This window comes from Paracoccus laeviglucosivorans (assembly GCF_900182695.1).
Classification (GTDB): Bacteria; Pseudomonadota; Alphaproteobacteria; order Rhodobacterales; family Rhodobacteraceae; genus Paracoccus; species Paracoccus laeviglucosivorans.
The window spans coordinates 24,328-43,295 of the sequence record NZ_FXTK01000008.1; the positions used below are offsets into that span (position 1 = coordinate 24,328).

At 64.9% G+C, this 18,968-nt stretch carries 19 protein-coding genes; 11 read left to right on the forward strand and 8 right to left on the reverse strand.

Annotation, left to right across the window (positions count from 1 at the left end; all coding sequences use genetic code 11):
* Nucleotides 1-50 precede the first annotated feature (50 nt).
* The 4 genes from FN835_RS10405 to FN835_RS10420 all read left to right on the forward strand — a co-directional run bounded on the left by FN835_RS10405 (nt 51) and on the right by FN835_RS10420 (nt 5,784).
* A complete protein-coding gene (locus FN835_RS10405) occupies nt 51-1,208 on the forward strand; it encodes an efflux RND transporter periplasmic adaptor subunit (protein ID WP_142663162.1) in 1,158 nt (385 codons plus the stop codon).
* Nucleotides 1,208-4,312: an efflux RND transporter permease subunit gene (locus FN835_RS10410; protein WP_142663163.1), complete on the forward strand. Its 3,105-nt coding sequence runs from the start codon at nt 1,208-1,210 to the stop codon at nt 4,310-4,312. The genes FN835_RS10405 and FN835_RS10410 overlap by 1 nt, the downstream gene beginning before the upstream one ends.
* A complete protein-coding gene (gene selD, locus FN835_RS10415; protein WP_142663164.1) occupies nt 4,309-5,349 on the forward strand; it encodes a selenide, water dikinase SelD in 1,041 nt (346 codons plus the stop codon). The genes FN835_RS10410 and selD overlap by 4 nt, the downstream gene beginning before the upstream one ends.
* Before the next feature lie 99 nt (nt 5,350-5,448).
* The gene (locus FN835_RS10420) at nt 5,449-5,784 is read left to right on the forward strand and encodes a hypothetical protein (protein ID WP_142663165.1); all 336 of its coding nucleotides are present in this window, start codon (nt 5,449-5,451) and stop codon (nt 5,782-5,784) included.
* Between the two features lie 4 nt (nt 5,785-5,788).
* On the opposite strand, the gene FN835_RS10425 is transcribed toward FN835_RS10420, so the two are convergent.
* From FN835_RS10425 to FN835_RS10435, 3 genes are all read right to left on the reverse strand, one after another.
* Entirely contained in the window at nt 5,789-6,538 is a 750-nt protein-coding gene (locus tag FN835_RS10425) for an SDR family oxidoreductase (protein ID WP_142663166.1), read from the reverse strand.
* Between the two features lie 61 nt (nt 6,539-6,599).
* Complete coding sequence (locus FN835_RS10430; protein WP_142663167.1) at nt 6,600-7,052, reverse strand: RbsD/FucU family protein; 453 nt, start codon at nt 7,050-7,052, stop codon at nt 6,600-6,602.
* Between the two features lie 89 nt (nt 7,053-7,141).
* Nucleotides 7,142-7,975, reverse strand: a complete 834-nt coding sequence (locus FN835_RS10435; protein WP_142663168.1) for an aldo/keto reductase — start codon at nt 7,973-7,975, stop codon at nt 7,142-7,144.
* Nucleotides 7,976-8,082: 107 nt separating this feature from the next.
* Between FN835_RS10435 and FN835_RS10440 the strand changes: the two genes are divergently transcribed.
* A complete protein-coding gene (locus FN835_RS10440; protein ID WP_142663169.1) occupies nt 8,083-9,102 on the forward strand; it encodes a zinc-binding metallopeptidase family protein in 1,020 nt (339 codons plus the stop codon).
* A gap of 69 nt (nt 9,103-9,171) precedes the next feature.
* On the forward strand, nt 9,172-9,600 hold the full coding sequence (locus FN835_RS10445) for a PaaI family thioesterase (protein WP_142663170.1): 429 nt from the start codon (nt 9,172-9,174) through the stop codon (nt 9,598-9,600).
* 10 nt (nt 9,601-9,610) lie between these two features.
* On the opposite strand, the gene FN835_RS10450 is transcribed toward FN835_RS10445, so the two are convergent.
* Nucleotides 9,611-10,306, reverse strand: a complete 696-nt coding sequence (locus tag FN835_RS10450) for a fumarylacetoacetate hydrolase family protein (protein ID WP_142663171.1) — start codon at nt 10,304-10,306, stop codon at nt 9,611-9,613.
* A 115-nt stretch (nt 10,307-10,421) separates the two neighbouring features.
* On the opposite strand from FN835_RS10450, the gene FN835_RS10455 reads away from it, so the two are divergent.
* The 3 genes from FN835_RS10455 to FN835_RS10465 are packed head-to-tail and all read left to right on the forward strand — an operon-like array spanning nt 10,422 to nt 13,218.
* The gene (locus tag FN835_RS10455; protein WP_142663172.1) at nt 10,422-11,075 is read left to right on the forward strand and encodes a protein-L-isoaspartate O-methyltransferase family protein; all 654 of its coding nucleotides are present in this window, start codon (nt 10,422-10,424) and stop codon (nt 11,073-11,075) included.
* A gap of 23 nt (nt 11,076-11,098) precedes the next feature.
* The gene (locus tag FN835_RS10460) at nt 11,099-12,505 is read left to right on the forward strand and encodes a TolC family outer membrane protein (protein WP_142663173.1); all 1,407 of its coding nucleotides are present in this window, start codon (nt 11,099-11,101) and stop codon (nt 12,503-12,505) included.
* Between the two features lie 23 nt (nt 12,506-12,528).
* Nucleotides 12,529-13,218 carry a hypothetical protein gene (locus FN835_RS10465; protein WP_142663174.1) on the forward strand — a complete coding sequence of 230 codons (690 nt, stop codon included), beginning with the start codon at nt 12,529-12,531 and terminating at the stop codon, nt 13,216-13,218.
* Between the two features lie 51 nt (nt 13,219-13,269).
* Here the strand turns inward: FN835_RS10465 and FN835_RS10470 are convergent, their stop codons facing one another.
* The 3 genes from FN835_RS10470 to surE are packed head-to-tail and all read right to left on the reverse strand — an operon-like array spanning nt 13,270 to nt 15,926.
* On the reverse strand, nt 13,270-14,439 hold the full coding sequence (locus FN835_RS10470; RefSeq protein WP_142663175.1) for a LysM peptidoglycan-binding domain-containing protein: 1,170 nt from the start codon (nt 14,437-14,439) through the stop codon (nt 13,270-13,272).
* A 32-nt stretch (nt 14,440-14,471) separates the two neighbouring features.
* On the reverse strand, nt 14,472-15,125 hold the full coding sequence (locus FN835_RS10475; protein WP_142663176.1) for a protein-L-isoaspartate(D-aspartate) O-methyltransferase: 654 nt from the start codon (nt 15,123-15,125) through the stop codon (nt 14,472-14,474).
* A gap of 9 nt (nt 15,126-15,134) precedes the next feature.
* On the reverse strand, nt 15,135-15,926 hold the full coding sequence (surE, locus tag FN835_RS10480; protein ID WP_142663177.1) for a 5'/3'-nucleotidase SurE: 792 nt from the start codon (nt 15,924-15,926) through the stop codon (nt 15,135-15,137).
* Between the two features lie 183 nt (nt 15,927-16,109).
* Here surE and FN835_RS10485 point away from each other — a divergent pair, with 183 nt between their 5' ends.
* Together FN835_RS10485 and FN835_RS10490 are read left to right on the forward strand one after the other, a co-directional pair.
* On the forward strand, nt 16,110-17,033 hold the full coding sequence (locus tag FN835_RS10485; RefSeq protein WP_142663178.1) for a sulfite exporter TauE/SafE family protein: 924 nt from the start codon (nt 16,110-16,112) through the stop codon (nt 17,031-17,033).
* Entirely contained in the window at nt 17,033-17,836 is an 804-nt protein-coding gene (locus FN835_RS10490) for a TIGR02186 family protein (protein ID WP_142663278.1), read from the forward strand. The genes FN835_RS10485 and FN835_RS10490 overlap by 1 nt, the downstream gene beginning before the upstream one ends.
* Here the strand turns inward: FN835_RS10490 and FN835_RS10495 are convergent.
* Complete coding sequence (locus FN835_RS10495) at nt 17,833-18,963, reverse strand: GNAT family N-acetyltransferase (protein WP_142663179.1); 1,131 nt, start codon at nt 18,961-18,963, stop codon at nt 17,833-17,835. The two genes, FN835_RS10490 and FN835_RS10495, sit on opposite strands and share 4 nt — an antisense overlap.
* Nucleotides 18,964-18,968 lie beyond the last annotated feature (5 nt).

Sequence of the window (18,968 nt, forward strand, 5' to 3'; positions counted from 1 at the left end):
GGGTTTTCAGGCTAAACAAGCCCATGATACCCAACCGCAAGGATCGGCAGATGAGGATTGGTCACTGGACGTCGCGCGCTTTGGCCCTGCTGATGCTATGCGGGTTTGCCAGCGTGGCGCAGGCCCAGAACAGGCGCGAAGGCCCGACCGAGGTCGGCATCGTGACCACGGCCGAACAGGATGTGCCCTATACCGTGACCCTGCCCGGCCGGGCCATCGCCTATCAGCAGACCGGCATCCGTCCGCAGGTCGGCGGCGAAATCCTTGAAACCGTCTACGATCCCGCCAAGCCCGTCAAAACGGGCGATGTGCTGTTCCGCATCGACCCCGAAACGCTGGCCGCAGCCCTTGCCGCAGCCGAAGCGCGGGTGGCCGGGGCCGAAGCCAGCCTGACGCAGGCCCAGAACACCGTCACCCGTTACCGCAGGCTTGAAGGGTCGGGGGTGTCCGCCGTGGACCGCGCCAATGCCGAAGTCGCGCTGAAACAGGCCGAGGCCGATCTGGCCGCCGCCCGCGCCGAACGCGATGCGGCGCAACTGTCGCTGGACCGGACGCGCATCCTTAGCCCCATCGACGGCATGGCGGATGTGGCGCAGGTTTCGGTCGGGGATCTGGTCACGGCGGGGCAGTCCGATGTGCTGACGACGATCACCCAGCTTGATCCGATCTATGTCGATGTCAGCGAATCCTCGGCCCGGATCCTGCGCAACCGTGCGCAGGTGAATGCGGGCCAGCTGATCCAGAACGGCGCGGTGCAGACCCGCCTGACGCTGGAAACCGGTGAGGAATATCAGGGCGAAGGCCGCCTAGTCAGCCCCGGTATCGCCGTGTCCCCCACGACCGGGACCGTGCCGATCCGCCTGCAATTCGACAATCCCGAAGGGCTGATCCTGCCCGGACAATTTCTGCGGGTCGAAATGACGCTGGGCACGACGCGCGCGGTTCTTGTCCCGCAACGCGCAACCAAGCGCGCCGCCGACGGCACGCTGACCGCTTTCGTCGCCCGCGACGGCAAGGCGCAGCAGGTCACGCTGAGCGCGCAGGGCAGCTATCGCAACAACTGGATCGTCATTCAGGGCATCAATCCCGGCGAACAGCTGATCCTTGACGGGCTGGACGACCTGCGCGCAGGAACCGAGGTGAAGACCGTCCCGGTCGAGATCGACGAACAGGGTGTCGTGCGCGACGCGGCGCAAGGCACGAACTGATGGCGCGCTTTTTCATCCACCGCCCGGTCTTTGCGTGGGTGCTTGCGATCGTCACCATGCTGATCGGGGCCTTTTCGCTGACGACGCTGCCGGTGTCGCAATATCCCGACATCGCGCCCACGACGATTCGCATTCAGGCCAGCTATTCCGGCGCCACGGCGCAGGCGGTGCAGAATTCTGTCACCACGCCCATCGAAGACGCGCTGACGGGGCTGGACGGGCTGCTTTACACCGTCTCCTCGGCCTCGACGGGGCGCAGCGTCATCACCATGACCTTCGACGACAGCGTGGACCCCGTGGATGCGCTGAACGAGGTGCAGTCCAAGGTCCGCTCGGTCGAAAGCCGCCTGCCGGGTCCGGTGCAGAATGATGGGGTGTCGGTCACGCGGTCTTCTTCCTCGATCCTGATGGTGGGGGCGCTGGTTTCGACCACCGGCCAGCACTCCACGATCGAGTTGGGCAACCTGCTGGAACAGGTCGTCGAAGGCCCGGTGAAACGGACCGAGGGCGTGGGCGGCGTGAACGTCTTCGGCTCGGGCTATGCGATGCGGGTCTGGATGGACCCGCTGCGGCTGGCGCAGTTCCAACTGACGCCCACCGACATCACCAGCGCGGTGGCCGAACAGAACAGCACGGTCTCGGTCGGCGATCTGGGTAGCCAGCCCGTGGTCGCCGGGCAGCAGTTCACCGCCACGATCACCGCGCAAAGCCAGCTTACCTCGGTCGATGATTTCCGCAATATCCTGCTGAAAACCGGCGATGACGGTGCCGCCGTCCGCCTTGGCGACGTGGCCGAGGTCGAGATCGGCCAGACCAGCTATGGCCGCGACAGCCGCTTTAACGGGATGAACGCATCAGGGTTCGGGGTGAATCTGGCGACCGGGGCAAATGCGGTGGAAACCGCCTCGGGCGTGCGCGCCACGCTGGAAAACCTGAAGAATGCCCTGCCCGACGGGGTAGAGATCCACATCGCCTATGACACCGCACCCTTTGTCGAACTGTCGATCGAAAAGGTCTATCACACGTTGCTGGAAGCGGTTGTGCTGGTGTTTCTGGTCATCCTGATCTTTCTGCAGAACTGGCGCGCCACGCTGATCCCGCTGATCGCGATTCCCGTGGTGCTGCTGGGCACTTTCGGAATGCTGGCGGCGCTGGGATATTCGATCAACACGCTGACGATGTTCGCCATGGTTCTGGCCATCGGCCTGCTGGTCGACGACGCCATCGTGGTGGTGGAAAACGTCGAACGGGTCATGCACGAAGAAGGTCTTGGCCCGGTCGAGGCGACGGAAAAAAGCATGGGCCAGATCAGCGGCGCGCTGGTGGGGATCGCGCTGGTGCTGTCCGCCGTTTTCCTGCCCATGGGTTTCATGCCCGGATCGACCGGGGTGATCTATCGCCAGTTTTCGGTCACGATCATCACGGCCATGGTTCTGTCGCTTCTGGTCGCGCTGATCCTGACACCCGCGATGTGCGCCAGCCTTTTGCGGCCCAGCCACGGCGCTGTCCGTTTCGCGCCCGCGCGCTGGTTCAATCGCGCATTCGACCGCATGACGCAGGGCTATTCGGCCACCGTGCGCCGCACCTTGCGCCGCCCGTTTCTGGTGATCCTTGTCCTGCTGGGGATCAGCTGGGGCGCGACCGAGCTGTTCGGGCGCATGACCACGACCTTCATCCCGACCGAGGATCAGGGCGTCCTGCAATCGCGCATCACCCTGACCGAAGGCTCGACCGCGCAGCAGACTGCCGCTGTGGTGCAAGAGATCGAAGAATATATGCTGAACGACGAAAAGGCCGCCGTGGAATCGGTCTTTGTCGCGATGGGGTTTGGCTATTCCGGCACGGCGCAGAACCGCGCCACGATCTTCGTCAAGCTGCGCGATTTTGACCAGCGCAAGGATAAATCGCTGTCGGCAAGCGCGGTGTCGCAACGCGCCAACCGGCATTTCAGCGGCCATCGTGCGGGGCGCATCTTTTTCATGCAGCCCCCGGCCATTCCGCGGCTGGGCAACAGTTCCGGCTTTACGATGTATCTGATGGATCAGGCGGCGGGCGGCGTCGATGCCCTTGCCCGTGCGGCCGATGATCTTGAGCGGGTGGCAGAAGCCGATCCCCGCGTGCAGAACGTCGAAAACGGGAATTCCGAGGATGAGGCCGCGCTGCGCATCGATATAGACCAGCAAAAGGCCGAAAGCTTCGGCGTGTCCGTCCCGGCGGTGAATTCGATGCTGGCCACGATCTTTGCCGGGACCGAGGTGAACGACTTTGCGCTTGGCGCCCAGCTTCGCCCGGTGATCGTGCAAAGCCGCGCGGAAAACCGGATGCAGCCCGAAGATGTGGACAGCTGGTATGCCCGCAACTCGACCGATGAAATGGTGCCCTTCAGCGCGTTCATGACGACGCGCTGGGAACCGGTCGAGCCGCAGCTGTCCCGCATCGACGGTATCGACGCCATCGAATTCGGGGGTGAGCCCGCCCCCGGCCAAAGCTCTGGCACGGCCATGGACGGGATGGAGGAGATGGTGACCAGCTTGCCCGGTGGCTATGGCATCGCCTGGACCGAGCTATCCTATCAGGAGCGGCAGGCAGGCAATCAGGCGCCCTTGCTGTTTGCCCTGTCGGCGCTGGTCGTGTTCCTGTCACTGGCCGCGCTTTACGAAAGCTGGTCGATTCCGTTTTCCGTCATGCTGGCCGTGCCGGTGGGGGTCTTGGGGGCCGTCATCGCATCGCTGACATTCGGGCAGGCCAATGACGTCTATTTCAAGGTGGGCATCCTGACCACGATCGGGCTTGCCGCCAAGAACGCCATCCTGATCGTCGAATTCGCCCGAGAGCTGCAGGAAAAAGGCCGCGCCACAATCGATGCCGCGGTCGAGGCGGCGCGGCTGCGCCTGCGCCCGATCCTGATGACATCCCTGGCGTTCATCCTAGGCGTCCTGCCCCTGGCGATTGCCACGGGCGCGGGTGCCGGCGCGCAGAACTCGATCGGGATCGGGGTGATGGGCGGCATGATCGCGGCCACTTTCCTGGGCATCTTCATGGTTCCCGGTTTCTATGTCACCGTGCGGCAGATGACGGAACGGATGGGAAGGAAGCGGACATGAACGAACATCCCAGACTGACCTCGCTTGCGCATGGGGGTGGCTGCGGCTGCAAGCTGGCGCCCTCGGTCCTGCGCGAATTGCTGGCGGGGCAACCCGTGGCACAGGCATTCCCGCAATTGCTGGTCGGGACCGAAACCTCGGATGATGCGGCGGTCTATCAGGTCGATGAACATACCTGCGTCATCGCGACCACCGATTTCTTCATGCCGATGGTCGATGATCCGAAAGATTTCGGGCGCATCGCCGCCACCAATGCGATTTCCGACATCTATGCGATGGGCGGCCGGCCGATCATGGCGCTGGCGGTGCTTGGCATGCCCATCGACAAGCTGGCCCCCGAACAGATCCGCCAGATTCTGCAGGGTGGGCGCGAAATCTGCGCCGAGGCGGGCATTCCCGTCGCAGGTGGCCATTCCATCGACGCGCCCGAGCCGATCTACGGCCTTGCGGTCATCGGGCTGTGCCATCCGTCCGAGTTGCGCCGCAATGCCGATGCGCGACCGGGCGACGCGCTGATCCTGACAAAGGGTCTGGGTGTCGGCATCTATTCCGCCGCGATCAAGAAAGACGCGCTGGACGGCGCCGGACTGGCCGAGATGGTTGCTTCCGCCACGACGCTGAACCGCGTCGGCAGCGATCTGGCGAAACGCGCGGATGTCCATGCGATCACCGATGTGACGGGTTTCGGCATTCTGGGCCACGGGCTGGAAATCGCGCGGGGATCGGGGCTGCGGCTGCGGCTGCAGATGGCCGATCTGCCGCTGCTGGAACGCGCCGCCGAACTGGCGCAGGCGGGTTTCTTTACCGGCGCCTCGACCCGGAACTGGGCGGCTTATGGCGATGAGGTGACGCTGCCCGCCGGTCTGCCCGACTGGCAGCGCGCGCTGCTGACCGATCCGCAGACTTCGGGCGGGTTGCTGGTCGCCTGCGCGCCTGAGGCGGCGGATGCGGTTCTGGCGCAGATCCGCGCGGCGGGCTTTCCCTTGGCCGCAATCGTGGGCCGTGCCGAGGAAGGCGCGGGCATCGCCGTCGAATAGCGCCGGATTTGGGTATTTGAAGAACTGAGAAATCGGGTGTGGGGAACCCCTGACCCGGCCTTGCGTTGGGCCGCAGCCACCGCAAAGGAGCTAATCGCCATGCTGCGCCTGTTCCCGATTGCCTGTATTCTGCTGGTCGCCGCCTTGCCATTGGCGGCGCAGATTGCGCCGACCTTGCCTGCGGCAGAGGTTGCAAGAAAGCCCGATTGTGCAGATGCGGCCCACAATGCGCAGCCCGCGACACAGGAAAGCGCCAGTTCGGACGCGACCGCGCCGGAGAATTCCGGCTCTAGCGGGTGGAGCGGCGGGACGGGCGGATCGCATATCGGCACGAACCCGTCCGGGGCGACGCAGCACACGAAAAGCTGGCAGCCGCCCACCGCGCGCGGGCTGGATCTGACGGGCAGGCCGGAACCTGCGCCCGCCGCGTGCTAGGCCGTCAGATCGTCACGCCGCCATCGACCAGCATCGCCTGACCCGTGACGAAGCGGCTGTCATCGGACAGCAGATAGACCACCATCGGCGCGATGTCTTCGACCGAGGCGAGGCGGCCAGTGGGCTGGCGCGCGATGAAGTCGCGTTCCGCCTGCACCGGATCGGCGGCGGATGCGATGCGTCCGCGCAAGCTGGGCGTATCGACGGTGCCGGGGCATAGCGCATTGCAGCGCAGACCCTGCTTGACGAAATCTGCGGCGATGCCCTTGGTCAGTCCGATCACGGCGGCCTTGCTGGCGCCATAGGTCGTGCGGTTGACGAAACCCTTGAGCGAACTGGCCATGGACGCCATGTTCACAATGGACACCGAGCCGGTCTGATCGGCGCGCGTCAGCATCTGGGGCAGGAACGCGCGGACCATCCGCATCATCGCCGTCACGTTCAGATCAAAGGCGAACGCCCAGTCCTCGTCCTGAATTTCCAGCACCGTGCCACCGTGGACGACGCCCGCGCAGTTGAACAGCCCGTCCAGCGGGCCGGTCGCGGCGGCAAGCCGGTCGATTGCCGCCTGATCGGTGACGTCCAGCACCTCGGTCCGCATGCCCTGCAGATCGGCCAGCAGGGCCGGGTTGCGGTCGGTCGCGATGACCTCGGCCCCTTCGGCGGCGCAGGCCAGCGCGGTCGCCCGCCCGATGCCCTGCCCTGCGGCGGTGATAAGAATGCGTTTGCCTTGAAGACGGCCCTGCCCTGTCATATGGCTCCCCCCGTTTATGACCTTGCCGCAGACTTGCCTGCGGCGCGGGGGTTTGCAACGCCTATTGCCGGTTCGGGCGGATCGGCGGCAGCACGCCTTTTTTCAGGATGACATTGCCATAGGGGCGGATGTCGGTCAGTTGCAGAATCGCAAAGCTGGAGCGGGTCAGTTCGTAGAACCCGAAACGATCCACGGACTGCAGGCTGGACCCCGCGCCCTCGATCAGCGGAATGATCTCGGCCACCGGCTCGGGGACGGCATCGGGGTCGCCTACGACCTGCATCGTCGTCGCCGCGGCGGGCACGAAGGCATCCAATGGCATCAGGCCCAGCACAAGCTGGACAGCGGCCTGCAGCCTGCCGCTGAGGTAGATGACGTTCTTGAACGGCAAGTGACGCGCCAGCGAGGCTGCCGGAAAATTGGCGTCCACGATGGCAAGATCGTCGCCATGTCCCATCTGGGCCAGCGCATAAAGCAGTTCCGGCGATATGCGGGGATCGATTCCCTTGAGCATTCAGGCACCTCGTATTTTCTTGGCCCGCTGCCGGGCTTTCATCGGGCCAAGAAAAGGCTTGAGGGGCGCGGCGTCAATGCCCCCGCCGATCATAACATCTGGAGCGACACGGCACGGCACGGCGGAGCGAATATCTGGTCCAGATCGGACAGCACGGCGGGCGTCAGCCCCAGTTCGACCGCGCGCAGGTTTGCGGTCACATGCGCCGGGTCGGCGGCCTTGGGTATCGCGATCATCTCGGGGCGGCTTAGAACCCACGCCAGCGCAAGCTGCGCGGCAGTCAGGCCAAGCGACGTGCCCATGTGCGCCAGTTCGGAATGACCCGCCAGCCTGCCCTGTTCCACGGGGCTATAGGCCATGGTCGGCATCCCTTGCTGACGCATCCATGGCAGCAGATCCCATTCCGGGCCGCGTCGGGTCAGGTTGTACAGCACCTGATTGGCCGCGCAGCGCCAGCCGCCCGCAGCAACCAGTTCCTGCATGTCGGCGGTGTCGAAATTGCTGACACCCCAATGGCGGATATGGCCCGCATCACGCAGCCGCTCCATCCCCGCCACGGTTTCGGCCAGGGGCACGTCGCCGCGCCAATGCAGCAGATATAGATCGATCCGGTCGGTTTTCAGCCGTTTCAGGCTGCGCGCACAGGCCAGCGGCAATTCGCGGGCCGACCCGTTCCAGGGATAGGCCTTGCTGACCAGGAACACCTCATCCCGCCGCCCCGAGATGGCTTCGGCCACCAGCTCCTCGGCGCCGCCTTCGGCATACATTTCGGCGGTGTCGATCAGGGACAGGCCAAGGTCGATCCCGCGGCGCAGGGCGTTGACCTCGGATGTGCGGCGCACGGGATTTTCGGCCATCATCCATGTGCCTTGCCCCAGCGCAGGAACCGTTTCACCATCCGGTAGTTTGGTGCGTGGAATCATGCTGTCCCCCAATTTTCTGCCGCCTGCACGGGACGGCTGCTGCCGCGCCCGGATCTTGTCCCTGTAACGATGCCTTCGACGTGACCCTTTAGAAAGAGCAACCGAACATGCAGCGTCTTGAATGCCCCGCCTGCGGAAACCGTGTCTATTTTCACAACACAATCTGCGCCTGCGGTGCGCCGCTTGTCTTTGATCCCGAAGCCGGGCGCTTTGCCGCAGGTCTTGCCCCCTGCGCCAAGCTGGAGGAACTGGGCTGCAACTGGGCAGCCGAGGGCGGCCCCGGTGGGCTGTGCAGGTCTTGCGCCATGACCGACACGATTCCTGACCTGACGGTCGAGGGCAACCAGAAGCTGCTGGCCGAAAGCGAGGCCGCAAAACGCTGGCTGCTGGCCAATCTGGCACGCTGGGGCTGGTTCACCAATGCCGATCCAGGTCCTCGTCCGATCTTTCGGATGCTTTCCGAACGCGAAGGCGATGCGCAGGTTCATGTCACCATGGGCCATGCGAACGGCGTGATCACCATCAACGTCGTCGAGGCCGACGATGCCGCCCGCGTCCTGCGCCAGCAGCGGCTGGGCGAGCTTTACCGTTCGATGGTGGGGCATATGCGCCACGAAGTCGCGCATTTCCTGTTCGAGCGTCTGGCCGCCGTGCCGGGCTTTCTTGGGCTGTTTCGCGAACTTTTCGGCGATGAGCGCGCCGATTACGGCGCGGCGCTTGAGGCGCATTACGCCAATCCCAAGGATCCGGGACAAGATTACATCACCGAATACGCCACCATGCACCCGCATGAGGATTGGGCCGAAAGCGCCGCCCATATCCTGCATCTGGTGGACATGACTGACAGCCTGATGGCAACCGGCCTGACGGGGCCGGAAATTCCTCCGCCCGGATATGACGCCTATGCCGATGCGGATGGCGAACACCTGCTGACCGTGGCGACCGCCGTGGCGCTGGCGGTGAACGAAATCAACCGCGCGCTGGACAATCCCGACGTCTATCCCTTCGTCTTGACCGATGCGACGCGGCACAAGCTGAACTTTGCCCATGACTGGCTGACACGTGGCGGCACCATCGCCCCCATGGAACAGTCCCAAGACACGGCGCCACCGCAGATGGCGCAGTAAGCCATTGTCGCGGCCCGGCTTGACGCCAACCGGGCCGCGACGCAGCATGGCCGCAAAAAGGAATGCGCCATGACGATTTCCGAAAAGCTGCGACTGCCCGCAGATCGGCCGCATCTTTCGCGCCTGCTGGGCATCAGGCTGATCGCCGCCAACGAAGACGAGGTGATCGCCGAGCTGACCGCCACGCCCGAATTGTCGAACATCAACGGCGTTCTGCATGGCGGCGCGATCATGGCATTTGCCGACAATCTGGGCGGCATGGCGACCATGGTGAACCTTGCCCCCGATGAGGCCACCACCACGATCGAAAGCAAGACGAATTTCCTGCGTCCGGTGCGCATCGGGGATGTCGCGACAGGCCGCGCCATTGCGCTGCACAAAGGCCGCAAGACCCAGATATGGCAGACGACCATCACCCGCAGCGATGGCAAGGTCGCAGCGATCGTCACCCAGACGCAGATGGTGATGAAATGGCAGGAGCCCGGCTCGGGCTCCTGACCGTCAGGGTTTATTCGGCGGCACCCAGCGTCAGGCGAACTTGCGGCAGCCCTTCCACGCCGCCCTCCAGAACATCGCCTGCGACGACGGCACCCACGCCCGCGGGCGTCCCGGTCATGATCAGATCGCCCGGTTGCAGATGATAGAAATGGGACAGGTCCGAGATCAGATCCTCGACCGACCAGATCAGTTCGGCCAGCGTCGCGTCCTGACGCACCTGACCGTTCACAGAAAGGCGGATCGGCAGATCGCTGGCCAGCGCGTCGTTGCGCTGCACGATGGGCGACAGGACCGCGGCACCTTCGAAATTCTTGGCAAGATCCCACGGGCGGCCTTTGGATTTCGCCTTGGCCTGAAGATCGCGCCGCGTCATGTCCAACCCCGAGCCGTAGCCCCAGACCAGCGATTGCGCCTGATCCTTGGCTACGCGGAAGCCTTCGGCGCCGATTGCGACCACCATCTCGATTTCGTGATGCAGGTCGTCGGTGCCCGGCGGATAGGGCAGGACCGCGCCGCTTTCCAAAACCGCATGGGGCGATTTCAGGAAATAGAACGGGGCTTCGCGGTCCACTTCGTTGCCCATTTCGGCGGCGTGGGCTGCGTAATTGCGGCCAACGCAAAAGATTCGGTTCACCGCAAAGCGCTCGGTCCGGTCAAGGACCGACAGGCTTGCGGACGGAGGCGGGGAGAATACAAACTGGCTCATGTGCAAGTTCTGCCACGGCAACAGCGTTGCGGCAATCGGGTCGCGCAGCGTTGCCCACCCCGTTTTTTCGTGGCAATAGGACTGGAAATAGCCAACCGAAAGCAGGGTTCGCAGAATGACCGATTTCGCGCAGCGTCGCACCATGATGGTCGATACTCAGGTCCGCCCCAACGACGTGACCAGTTACCCCGTCATCGACGCGATGCTGAATGTCCCGCGTGAACAATTCGTGCCCGACTCGCGGCGCGACGTGGCCTATACGGGCGAAAACATTGACCTCGCGCCCGGTCGTGTGCTGCTTGAGGCACGCACGCAGGGCAAGATGATGGAGGTGCTGGATCTGCAATCGGGCGATCTGGTGCTGAATATTGGCGCGGGCTACGGCTATTCCGCCGCCGTCATGGCGCGCATCGCCGAAGCCGTCGTCGCCGTCGAGGAAGACGAGACCATGGCCGCCGAGGCGCAATCGCGCCTTGCTGCGCAGGATGTCTATAGCGTCGTCGTCGTGACCGGCCCGCTGGCCGAGGGCTGCAAAAGCCAGGCGCCCTATGACGCCATGCTGATCGAAGGCGCGATCGAGGTTCTGCCCGACGCGCTGGCCGACCAGCTTCGCGACGGCGGACGCGTGGTCGCGCTTTTCCTTGAAGGCAATCTTGGCGTCGTGCGTATCGGCCGCAAGATCGACGGCCGCATCAACTGGCGCTTTTGCTTCAACGCAGGTGCGCCGGTGCTTCCGGGATTTGCCAAACAGCGCGGGTTTGCGCTGTAGAACACAAAACGAAGGGACAGGGCATGTTGCGCAAGACGCTGAAGACTCTGCGAAAGCCGCTTATGGCGGCACTGCTGGCCGGAGCGACGGCCCTTCCCGCCAATGCCGAAACCTTGGCCGATGCCATGGTCGCGGCCTATCGCCATTCGGCCTTGCTGGAACAGAACCGCGCCGTGTTGCGCGCCGCAGACGAAGACGCCGCGACCGCGATTGCGCAATTGCGCCCCGTCGTGTCGTGGATCGCCAGCTACAGCTATAACAATATCGAAGGCTTCGACGGCTATTCGACCAGCATCGCGCTGCAAGCGCAGATGACGCTTTACGATTGGGGCCGCAGCGCCATCGCCATCGACATCGCCAAGGAATCGGTGCTGGCGACGCGGGCCGCGCTGGTGGGCGTCGAACAGGACGTGCTTCTGGGCGCGGTCGAATCCTATCTGAACGTGCGCAGCGCCACCGAACAGGTGGATCTGCAATCGAATTCGGTCCGGGTGATCGGGCAGGAACAGCAGGCCGCCACCGACCGCTTCGAGGTTGGTGAGATTACCCAGACCGACGTGGCACAGGCCGATGCCGCACTGGCCGAAGCCCGCGCCAACCTCGCCTCGGCCGAGGGGGATTTGCAGATCGCACGCGAAAACTATCGCACCGCGACAGGCAAGGCTCCGGCCAATCTGGCACCGCCGCCGCCGACGCCCAAGCTGCCCGCGACGCTTGCCGCCGCGCGTGACATCGGGCGCAGCACGCATCCGCTGATCCAGCAAGCCAAGCGTGAAGCCGCTGCATCGGAACTGGGCGTGGCCGCTGCGGCAGCCGAACGGAACCCGACGCTGTCCGGGACGGCCTCGATCGCCAATCAACGGCAAAAATCGGAAAGCAGCCTTGGCTTCGGTGCATCGCGCATCAACCGCGATTCTGCCACGGTGGGGCTTGAGCTTTCGCAGACGATCTATTCCGGTGGTCGCCTGCCCTCGGCGCATCGCAAGGCGATGGCACAGCGTGATTCGGCACGGGCGTCCTTGCTGAACACCTCGCGGCAGGTCGATCAGGCCGTCGGCACCGCATGGGCCGGGATTGATGTCGCACGCGCGCAGATCGGTGCCATCGACGAACAGATCGCCGCCGCGCAGCAAGCCTATAACGGCGTGCGCGAGGAAGCGACGCTGGGCGCGCGCACCACGCTGGACGTGCTGGACGCCGAACAATCGCTGCTTGAGGCGCGGGCGAACAAGATCACCGCCGAAGCCAATCTGCAGTTAGCACATTATCAACTTCTGTCCGCTATGGGTCTGTTGACGGTAGAAAACCTGAAACTCGGGATCCCGACCTATGACCCAGCGGCCTATTACAATGCGGTGCAGGACGCACCTTTCACCAGCAGGCAGGGCGAAAGCCTGGATCGCGTGCTGCGCGCCATCGGCAAGGAATAACGCATCCGACAAAGGGGCGCGCCATGCAGCAGCATGACCTGCGCCCCGCCGCCCCGAACCTGCCCCCGAATGATGGCGTGGTCAGCGATGTTCTGACCTCGATCCGTCGGCTGATCGCGCAGGATGGCCGACAGCTTCCGGGGCGCCCGCTGCATGATCGCCCACTGCACGACCGCGCCCTGAACCCGACGGGCGAAGGTCGCATGGTCCTGGGCCGTGCCGATATGGTGGCGATACCCGCCGGTCAGGATAAGCGGGCGCGCGACGACGCCTGGCAACCGGCCCCCATTCCCGACTGGCCCGAAACCGATGCGGCGCAGCAATCTGCAGATCTTGGCGCGGTGGAAGTTTTCCCCTTGCCCGAAGACCCCGACCTGCTGACCCCCGAGGAGGAAGCGGAGTTTGCCGAAGCAGAGGCCGCGCTTGCCCGCATGACGACTAGCCCGATGGCACAGCCCGAGAGTTTCGCACCCGACCCCATCGCGGCGCCGGACACCGCACCGCTTCATACCGCCGAACAACCTGATGCTTTGGCGGGCAACCTTTTCCTGCAGCCCGACCCGGATGACGACGCAAAGCTGCGCGAATTGGTCCGGGGCCTGATCCGCGCCGAATTGCAGGGCGATATGGGCGAACGCATCAGCCAGAACATCCGCCGCCTGATCCGACACGAGGTCGAAAGCGTCATCCGCGAAATCTGCGCGGAGGAATAAGAAAATGCCGGGCAATCATGCCCGGCCGCCACCCCTATCGGTGCAGTTTTCTCAGTTCAGATATTTTTCGGGGTCCACGCTTTCAAAGCCGTTTCGGACCTCGAAATGCACGACGCCCTGCGAGCGCGCCTTGCCAAGCGCGGTGCCTGTGCCGACTTTCTGACCCTTGGTCACGGCGACATCATCCAAGCCAGCGTAGACCGTCATCAGGTTACCTTCGTGACGGACGACGATGATCGGCACCTGATCCACGTCGCGCGTAATCGCCGCCACCGTGCCCGAACCTGCCGCCGAAACCGGGGTGCCGGGGGCGGCAGAGATGTCGATGCCCTCGTTCTTGCCCTTTTCGTAGGTGCGGATGATCGCGCCGTTCGCGGGCATACGGAAACGCCCATTCCCCGAAGCCGCCGTCCGCGTTTGGCCCAGATTGGGGCTGGTGGGCGTGCTGACGGGGGTATTTGCGGGCCGCGTCGTTTCGTTCGGCAGCGGCTCGGCCGAGGATGGCGGGCGCGGCGTCGGGCTGCCCGCTCCGGGCGCGGTGACCGAGGCCAGCGGGCTGGGCGCCTGCCCCGCGACGGGGATCAGCAGACGCTGGCCCACGCGCAGCGACATGCTTTGCGGCAACCCGTTCCACTTGGCCAGATCATTGACCGCGACGTCATATTTCCGCGCGACCGACCATGCCGTCTCTCCGGCCGCGACGACGTGCTGGCGCGGCTGGGCCGAGGCGGGCAGCGTCGTCGCCGTCACCGCACCTGCCGCCCCTGCGGCGGGCGGAATATTGGCCTGCCGCATCCCCTGCCCCGCAAAAGGATCGCTGACCTGTCCGGTCGATGACGTGATGGGCGCAGGCATGGCACCGCCCGCGACACGGCGCGGCAGGGCCACGACCGCGCCGGGGTTCATCGGCACGTTCGGGTCGATCGCGTTGTAGCGCGCCAGTTCCGCCACGTTCAGCCCCAGCCGCGCGGCGATGGTCGCGACCGTATCGCCCTGACGCGCGATCGCGACCTGATAGCCGGGATAACTGATGACCCCACGCTGATCCGGGGTCGGACGGGGGGCAGCCGCCGCCGCTGCCGGCGCGGTATTCAGCCCGCCACCGCCCCAGCCGCGCAGATCGGGGTCCAGATTGGCAAGGTCCAAGCCCCCTTGCGGGCTACATGCGCCCAACACCGCCAAGATGCTGGCGGCCATCGCGGCTTGCCTGAATTTTGCCATTTGCCCGTTCCCTCATTCTGGACGGTCGGGGGTCATGTCTGTCCCAACCCCTCGACCAGCGGCACGAAGCGCACCTGCCGCAATTCGTCGTATTCATAGCCTGTTTCGCCACGCCGCACCCGGATCAGGGTCTGGACCGCATCCGACTGACCGACGGGCACGACCATGATACCGCCGATCTTAAGCTGCGCCAAGAGCGGGCCGGGCGGGTCTTCGGCCGCCGCAGTGACCATGATGCGGTCGAACGGCGCCTGTTCGGGAAGCCCGCGCGACCCGTCCGCAACCATGGCCGTGATGTTCGACAGCCCGAAATGGCGAAAGATGTCCTCGGCCTCGGATACCAGCCGGCGATGGCGGTCCACGGTATAGACCCTGCGGCACAGCAGCGCCAGAATCGCGGCCTGATAGCCCGAGCCAGTGCCGATCTCCAGCACCTTGTCGCGCGGCCCCACCTCAAGCGCCTGCGTCATCAGCGCCACGACCGAAGGCTGGCTGATCGTCTGCCCGCAGGGGATGGGCAGGGGGGTGTCCTCATAGGCGCGATCCTGAAAATGGCCGCGCACGAAGCCGCCACGGTCGATCCGCTCCATCGCCTGAAGCACCCGAGGATCGGTCACGCCGCGCTGGCGCAGCGCGAACAGGAAGCGCATCTTGCGTTCGGCCAGTTCCTCGGGGTCTTCGGTCATGCGGTTCCGTCAGCCCTTTTCCAAGACCCGCAGCGCCTCCAGACTTGCATGGCATGTCAGGTCGGGGCGCATCGGGGTCACCGAGATGTAGTTTTGCATATTCGCATCGACATCGCTGCCCGGCGTCGCCTGAGCGGTCTGCGAGCCGCCAAGGATCCACAGAAAGCGCCGCCCGTTCGGGGCGTGATAGGGCTCGGCCTCGAACCGGACGCCCTGCCTGCGGCCTTGGGCTGCGGCGCGAATGCCCTTGACGGCATCCGCGCCGCAAGCCGGAAAGTTGATGTTGTAGAACAGACGGAAATCGGCATCCGCCGTCCAGTCGGCGCGGTCCAGCAATTCGCGGATCAGCGCCGGGCCATGCACGCGCGCGGCCTGAAAGGGGTCGTCCAGAACGGCGGTCGCCGGACCCATGTATTGCGACAGGGCAATCGCGGGCAGACCCTGCAGCGCCGCCTCCATCGCGCCGCCGATCGTGCCGGAATACATCACGTTTTCACCCGAGTTGTTGCCGCGGTTCACGCCCGACAGCACCAGATCGGGGGGCGTGTCGCGCATCACATCGCCAAGCGCCGCCAGCACGCAATCGGCGGGCGAGCCTTCGGCAGCGAAGCGGCGCGGGCCAAGTTCGGCGATCAGCGTCGGATGCACATAACTTATGCAATGGCCGACGCCCGATTGTTCGAATGCGGGCGCGACGGTCCAGACCTCGCCGTCCGGCCCGGCGATTTCCGCCGCGATTTCGGCCAGCGTCACAAGACCGGGGGCGTTGATGCCATCGTCATTGGTGATCAGGATCCGCATTCCGCCCCTCATTTTCCGTTATATCGTGACGGCACGAACCGCATCGCGCGCCATCACTTCCGCGTCACCGACATGCTTATCCGGGCCACAGTCCTGCGACAACCCGCGGCACATGCAACCGATGCGTTTGACGCCGCCCTGCGCAGGATGCAGGATCAGGCAGGGCACAAAGCCGGGCAGAACATGCAGATCTATCTTCCCATTGCCGAGGTGGTGGTCAACGGCCTCACGCTTGTCAGCCTTGGCGGCATCGTCGGGCTGATGTCGGGGCTGTTCGGCGTGGGCGGCGGGTTCCTGATCACGCCGCTTTTGTTCTTTATCGGCATTCCTCCGGCGATTGCGGTGGCGACAGGGGCCAATCAGGTCGTCGCCTCGTCATTCTCGGGCGTGCTGGCGCATGTCAAACGCAAGACGGTCGATTTCCGCATGGGCTGGGTCTTGCTTGCGGGCGGGCTTGTCGGGTCGTCATTCGGCGTCATCCTGTTCAATCTGCTGCAGCGGATCGGTCAGGTCGATCTGGTCGTGCAGCTTTGCTATGTCGTCTTTCTGGGCCTGATCGGGATGATGATGTTTCAGGAAAGCCTGCGCGCGATCCGACGCGCCAAGCGCAGCGGCCCGGTCCAACCCATGCGCCGCAACCAGCATGGCTGGGTGCATCGCTGGCCGCTCAAGGTGAAATTCCGCGCCTCGGGGCTGTATATCAGCGCGATCCCGGTCCTGATGGTGGGTGCGGCGGTCGGCGTGCTTGGCGCACTGATGGGGGTGGGCGGCGGCTTCATCATGGTCCCCGCGATGATCTATCTGCTGGGGATGCCCACCAAGGTCGTCATCGGGACTTCGCTGTTCCAGATCACCTTCCTGTCCGCATACACCACGCTGATGCATGCCGTGTCGTCGAACACCGTCGATGTGATGCTGGCGCTGTTGCTGATCGTGGGCGGCGTGGTCGGCGCACAGATCGGCACGTCGCTGGGCGCGAAACTGCGGGCGGAACAGTTGCGCATCCTGCTGGCCCTGCTGGTGCTGGCGGTCTGCGGCAAGCTGGCGCTGGACCTGTTCCTGCGCCCCGAGGATCTGTATTCGCTGACGCCGGGGATCATCGAATGATGTTGCGCGCGCTGGCCCTGCTGACTGCCCTGATGCTGGCCGCCCCCGTCGCCGCGCAGCAATTCCCGACGCCCCCGCGCGTGGCCGCACCACCGCCGGAACAGATCGTGGCGGGCCTGTCGCGCGACGATGTGGACATCACGACCAGCTTTGATGGGTCCGACATCATCATCTATGGCGCGATCAAGCGCGAGGTGCCGATCCCGCCCGGCCCGCTTGACGTGATCGTCACCGTCGAAGGCCCCGCAGGCCCGATCACCGTGCGCCACAAGGAACGCCGCTTCGGCATCTGGGTGAATACCGGCAAGGTCAGCGTGGCATCGGCACCCAACTTCTACGTCGTGGCGACGACGCGCCCCCTGGCCAAGATATTGGATCCGGCCGAGGACAGCCGTTTCCGCATCTCGGTGCCCTTGGCAATCCGCGCATTCGCAGGCGCGGCCGAGGTCGATGACGTGGTGCCCTATACCGAAGCGCTGGTCCGCCTGCGCGAGGCGAATGACCTGTATCGTCTGGATGACGGCGCAGTGCTGCTGGCCGAACAGACGCTGTTTCGCGCCGATGTCCGCCTGCCCGCCAACCTGATCGAGGGGTATTACGCCACCCGCATCTTCCTTGTGCGCGACGGCAAGGTGATGAACACATTCCGCGCCCCGATCGAGGTGCGCAAGGTCGGGCTGGAACGCTGGCTGTATCGTCTGGCGCTGGAACAGCCGTTCTTTTACGGCATCATGTCCCTGGCGATCGCCATCGCGGCAGGCTGGGGCGCATCCGCCGCCGCAAGGCAGTTGCAGCGCCGTTAACCGCGCCGGAACGGTCCCAGTTCGGTCAGCACCGCCATTTCATGGCTGACCGCCTGCCGTTCGCGCACCAGATAATCCGCGATGGCGTCGTGAAAGCCCTGATCGCGGACCCAATGCAGCGAATGGGTCTGCGTCGGCAGATAGCCCCGCGCCAGCTTGTGTTCACCCTGCGCCCCCGCCTCGACGCGCGGCAGCTGATGCGCAATCGCCCAGTCGATGGCGCGGTGATAGCACAGCTCGAAATGCAGAAAGGGGTGATCTTCGATGCAGCCCCAATAGCGGCCATACACGGCATCCGGCCCCAGCAGGTTCAGCGCCCCGGCAATCGGGCGTCCGTCGCGTTCGGCCAGAACCAGCAGACAATCGTCGCGCATGGTGTCATGCAGCAGGTCAAAGAAACCGCGCGTCAGATAGGGACGCCCCCATTTGCGGCTGCCCGTATCCTGATAGAAATGCCAGAACGCATCCCAATGCGCGGGCTGGATCTGATCGCCGGTCAGGCTGCGGATGGTGCCGCCGAAGGCCTGCGCGCGTTCGCGTTCCTTGCGGATCGCCTTGCGCTTGCGCGACGACAGTTCGGCCAGAAATTCGTCAAAGCTGGCATAGCCGCGATTGAGCCAGTGGAACTGCTCGGTCGCGCGTGGCAGGAAACCGGCGGCTTCGCCCAAACCCGCCTCGGCTTCGGTGCAGAATGTGACATGCGCGCCCGACAGACCGGATTCGCGGGCCAGATGTGCCATCGCCTGCAAAAGCGCCTGTTGCACCTGCGGGCTGTCCGAAATCAGGCGCGGCCCGGTGACGGGCGTGAACGGCACGGCGCATTGCAGCTTGGGGTAATAATCGCCGCCCGCGCGTTCATAGGCCTGCGCCCATGCGTGGTCGAAAATATATTCGCCCTGACTGTGGGTCTTCAGATAGCAGGGCGCGACACCCGCGACCTTGCCACCGATACGGGCGACCAGATGGCTGGGATGCCAGCCCGTGCCGTCGCCGACCGAGCCCGACGCCTCAAGCGCGGCCAGAAAACGGTGCGTGGTGAATGGATTGCCTCCGGCCCCGCAACCGTCCCAAAGGGCGGCGTCGATGCCAGAGATCGCGGGCAGGACGGAGGCGGTCATTTCGCTCATGCAGC

What these genes read in the sequence shown, in the direction of transcription:
- FN835_RS10450 (WP_142663171.1), bottom strand. Translation starts at nt 10,306, where the DNA reads ATGAGCCAGTTTGTATTCTCCCCGCCTCCGTCCGCAAGCCTGTCGGTC.
- FN835_RS10455 (WP_142663172.1), top strand. Translation starts at nt 10,422, where the DNA reads ATGACCGATTTCGCGCAGCGTCGCACCATGATGGTCGATACTCAGGTC.
- FN835_RS10495 (WP_142663179.1), bottom strand. Translation starts at nt 18,963, where the DNA reads ATGAGCGAAATGACCGCCTCCGTCCTGCCCGCGATCTCTGGCATCGAC.
- FN835_RS10475 (WP_142663176.1), bottom strand. Translation starts at nt 15,125, where the DNA reads ATGACCGAAGACCCCGAGGAACTGGCCGAACGCAAGATGCGCTTCCTG.
- FN835_RS10430 (WP_142663167.1), bottom strand. Translation starts at nt 7,052, where the DNA reads ATGCTCAAGGGAATCGATCCCCGCATATCGCCGGAACTGCTTTATGCG.
- surE (WP_142663177.1), bottom strand. Translation starts at nt 15,926, where the DNA reads ATGCGGATCCTGATCACCAATGACGATGGCATCAACGCCCCCGGTCTT.
- FN835_RS10420 (WP_142663165.1), top strand. Translation starts at nt 5,449, where the DNA reads ATGCTGCGCCTGTTCCCGATTGCCTGTATTCTGCTGGTCGCCGCCTTG.
- FN835_RS10410 (WP_142663163.1), top strand. Translation starts at nt 1,208, where the DNA reads ATGGCGCGCTTTTTCATCCACCGCCCGGTCTTTGCGTGGGTGCTTGCG.
- selD (WP_142663164.1), top strand. Translation starts at nt 4,309, where the DNA reads ATGAACGAACATCCCAGACTGACCTCGCTTGCGCATGGGGGTGGCTGC.
- FN835_RS10465 (WP_142663174.1), top strand. Translation starts at nt 12,529, where the DNA reads ATGCAGCAGCATGACCTGCGCCCCGCCGCCCCGAACCTGCCCCCGAAT.
- FN835_RS10460 (WP_142663173.1), top strand. Translation starts at nt 11,099, where the DNA reads ATGTTGCGCAAGACGCTGAAGACTCTGCGAAAGCCGCTTATGGCGGCA.
- FN835_RS10470 (WP_142663175.1), bottom strand. Translation starts at nt 14,439, where the DNA reads ATGGCAAAATTCAGGCAAGCCGCGATGGCCGCCAGCATCTTGGCGGTG.
- FN835_RS10490 (WP_142663278.1), top strand. Translation starts at nt 17,033, where the DNA reads ATGTTGCGCGCGCTGGCCCTGCTGACTGCCCTGATGCTGGCCGCCCCC.
- FN835_RS10405 (WP_142663162.1), top strand. Translation starts at nt 51, where the DNA reads ATGAGGATTGGTCACTGGACGTCGCGCGCTTTGGCCCTGCTGATGCTA.
- FN835_RS10485 (WP_142663178.1), top strand. Translation starts at nt 16,110, where the DNA reads ATGCAGATCTATCTTCCCATTGCCGAGGTGGTGGTCAACGGCCTCACG.
- FN835_RS10440 (WP_142663169.1), top strand. Translation starts at nt 8,083, where the DNA reads ATGCAGCGTCTTGAATGCCCCGCCTGCGGAAACCGTGTCTATTTTCAC.
- FN835_RS10435 (WP_142663168.1), bottom strand. Translation starts at nt 7,975, where the DNA reads ATGATTCCACGCACCAAACTACCGGATGGTGAAACGGTTCCTGCGCTG.
- FN835_RS10425 (WP_142663166.1), bottom strand. Translation starts at nt 6,538, where the DNA reads ATGACAGGGCAGGGCCGTCTTCAAGGCAAACGCATTCTTATCACCGCC.
- FN835_RS10445 (WP_142663170.1), top strand. Translation starts at nt 9,172, where the DNA reads ATGACGATTTCCGAAAAGCTGCGACTGCCCGCAGATCGGCCGCATCTT.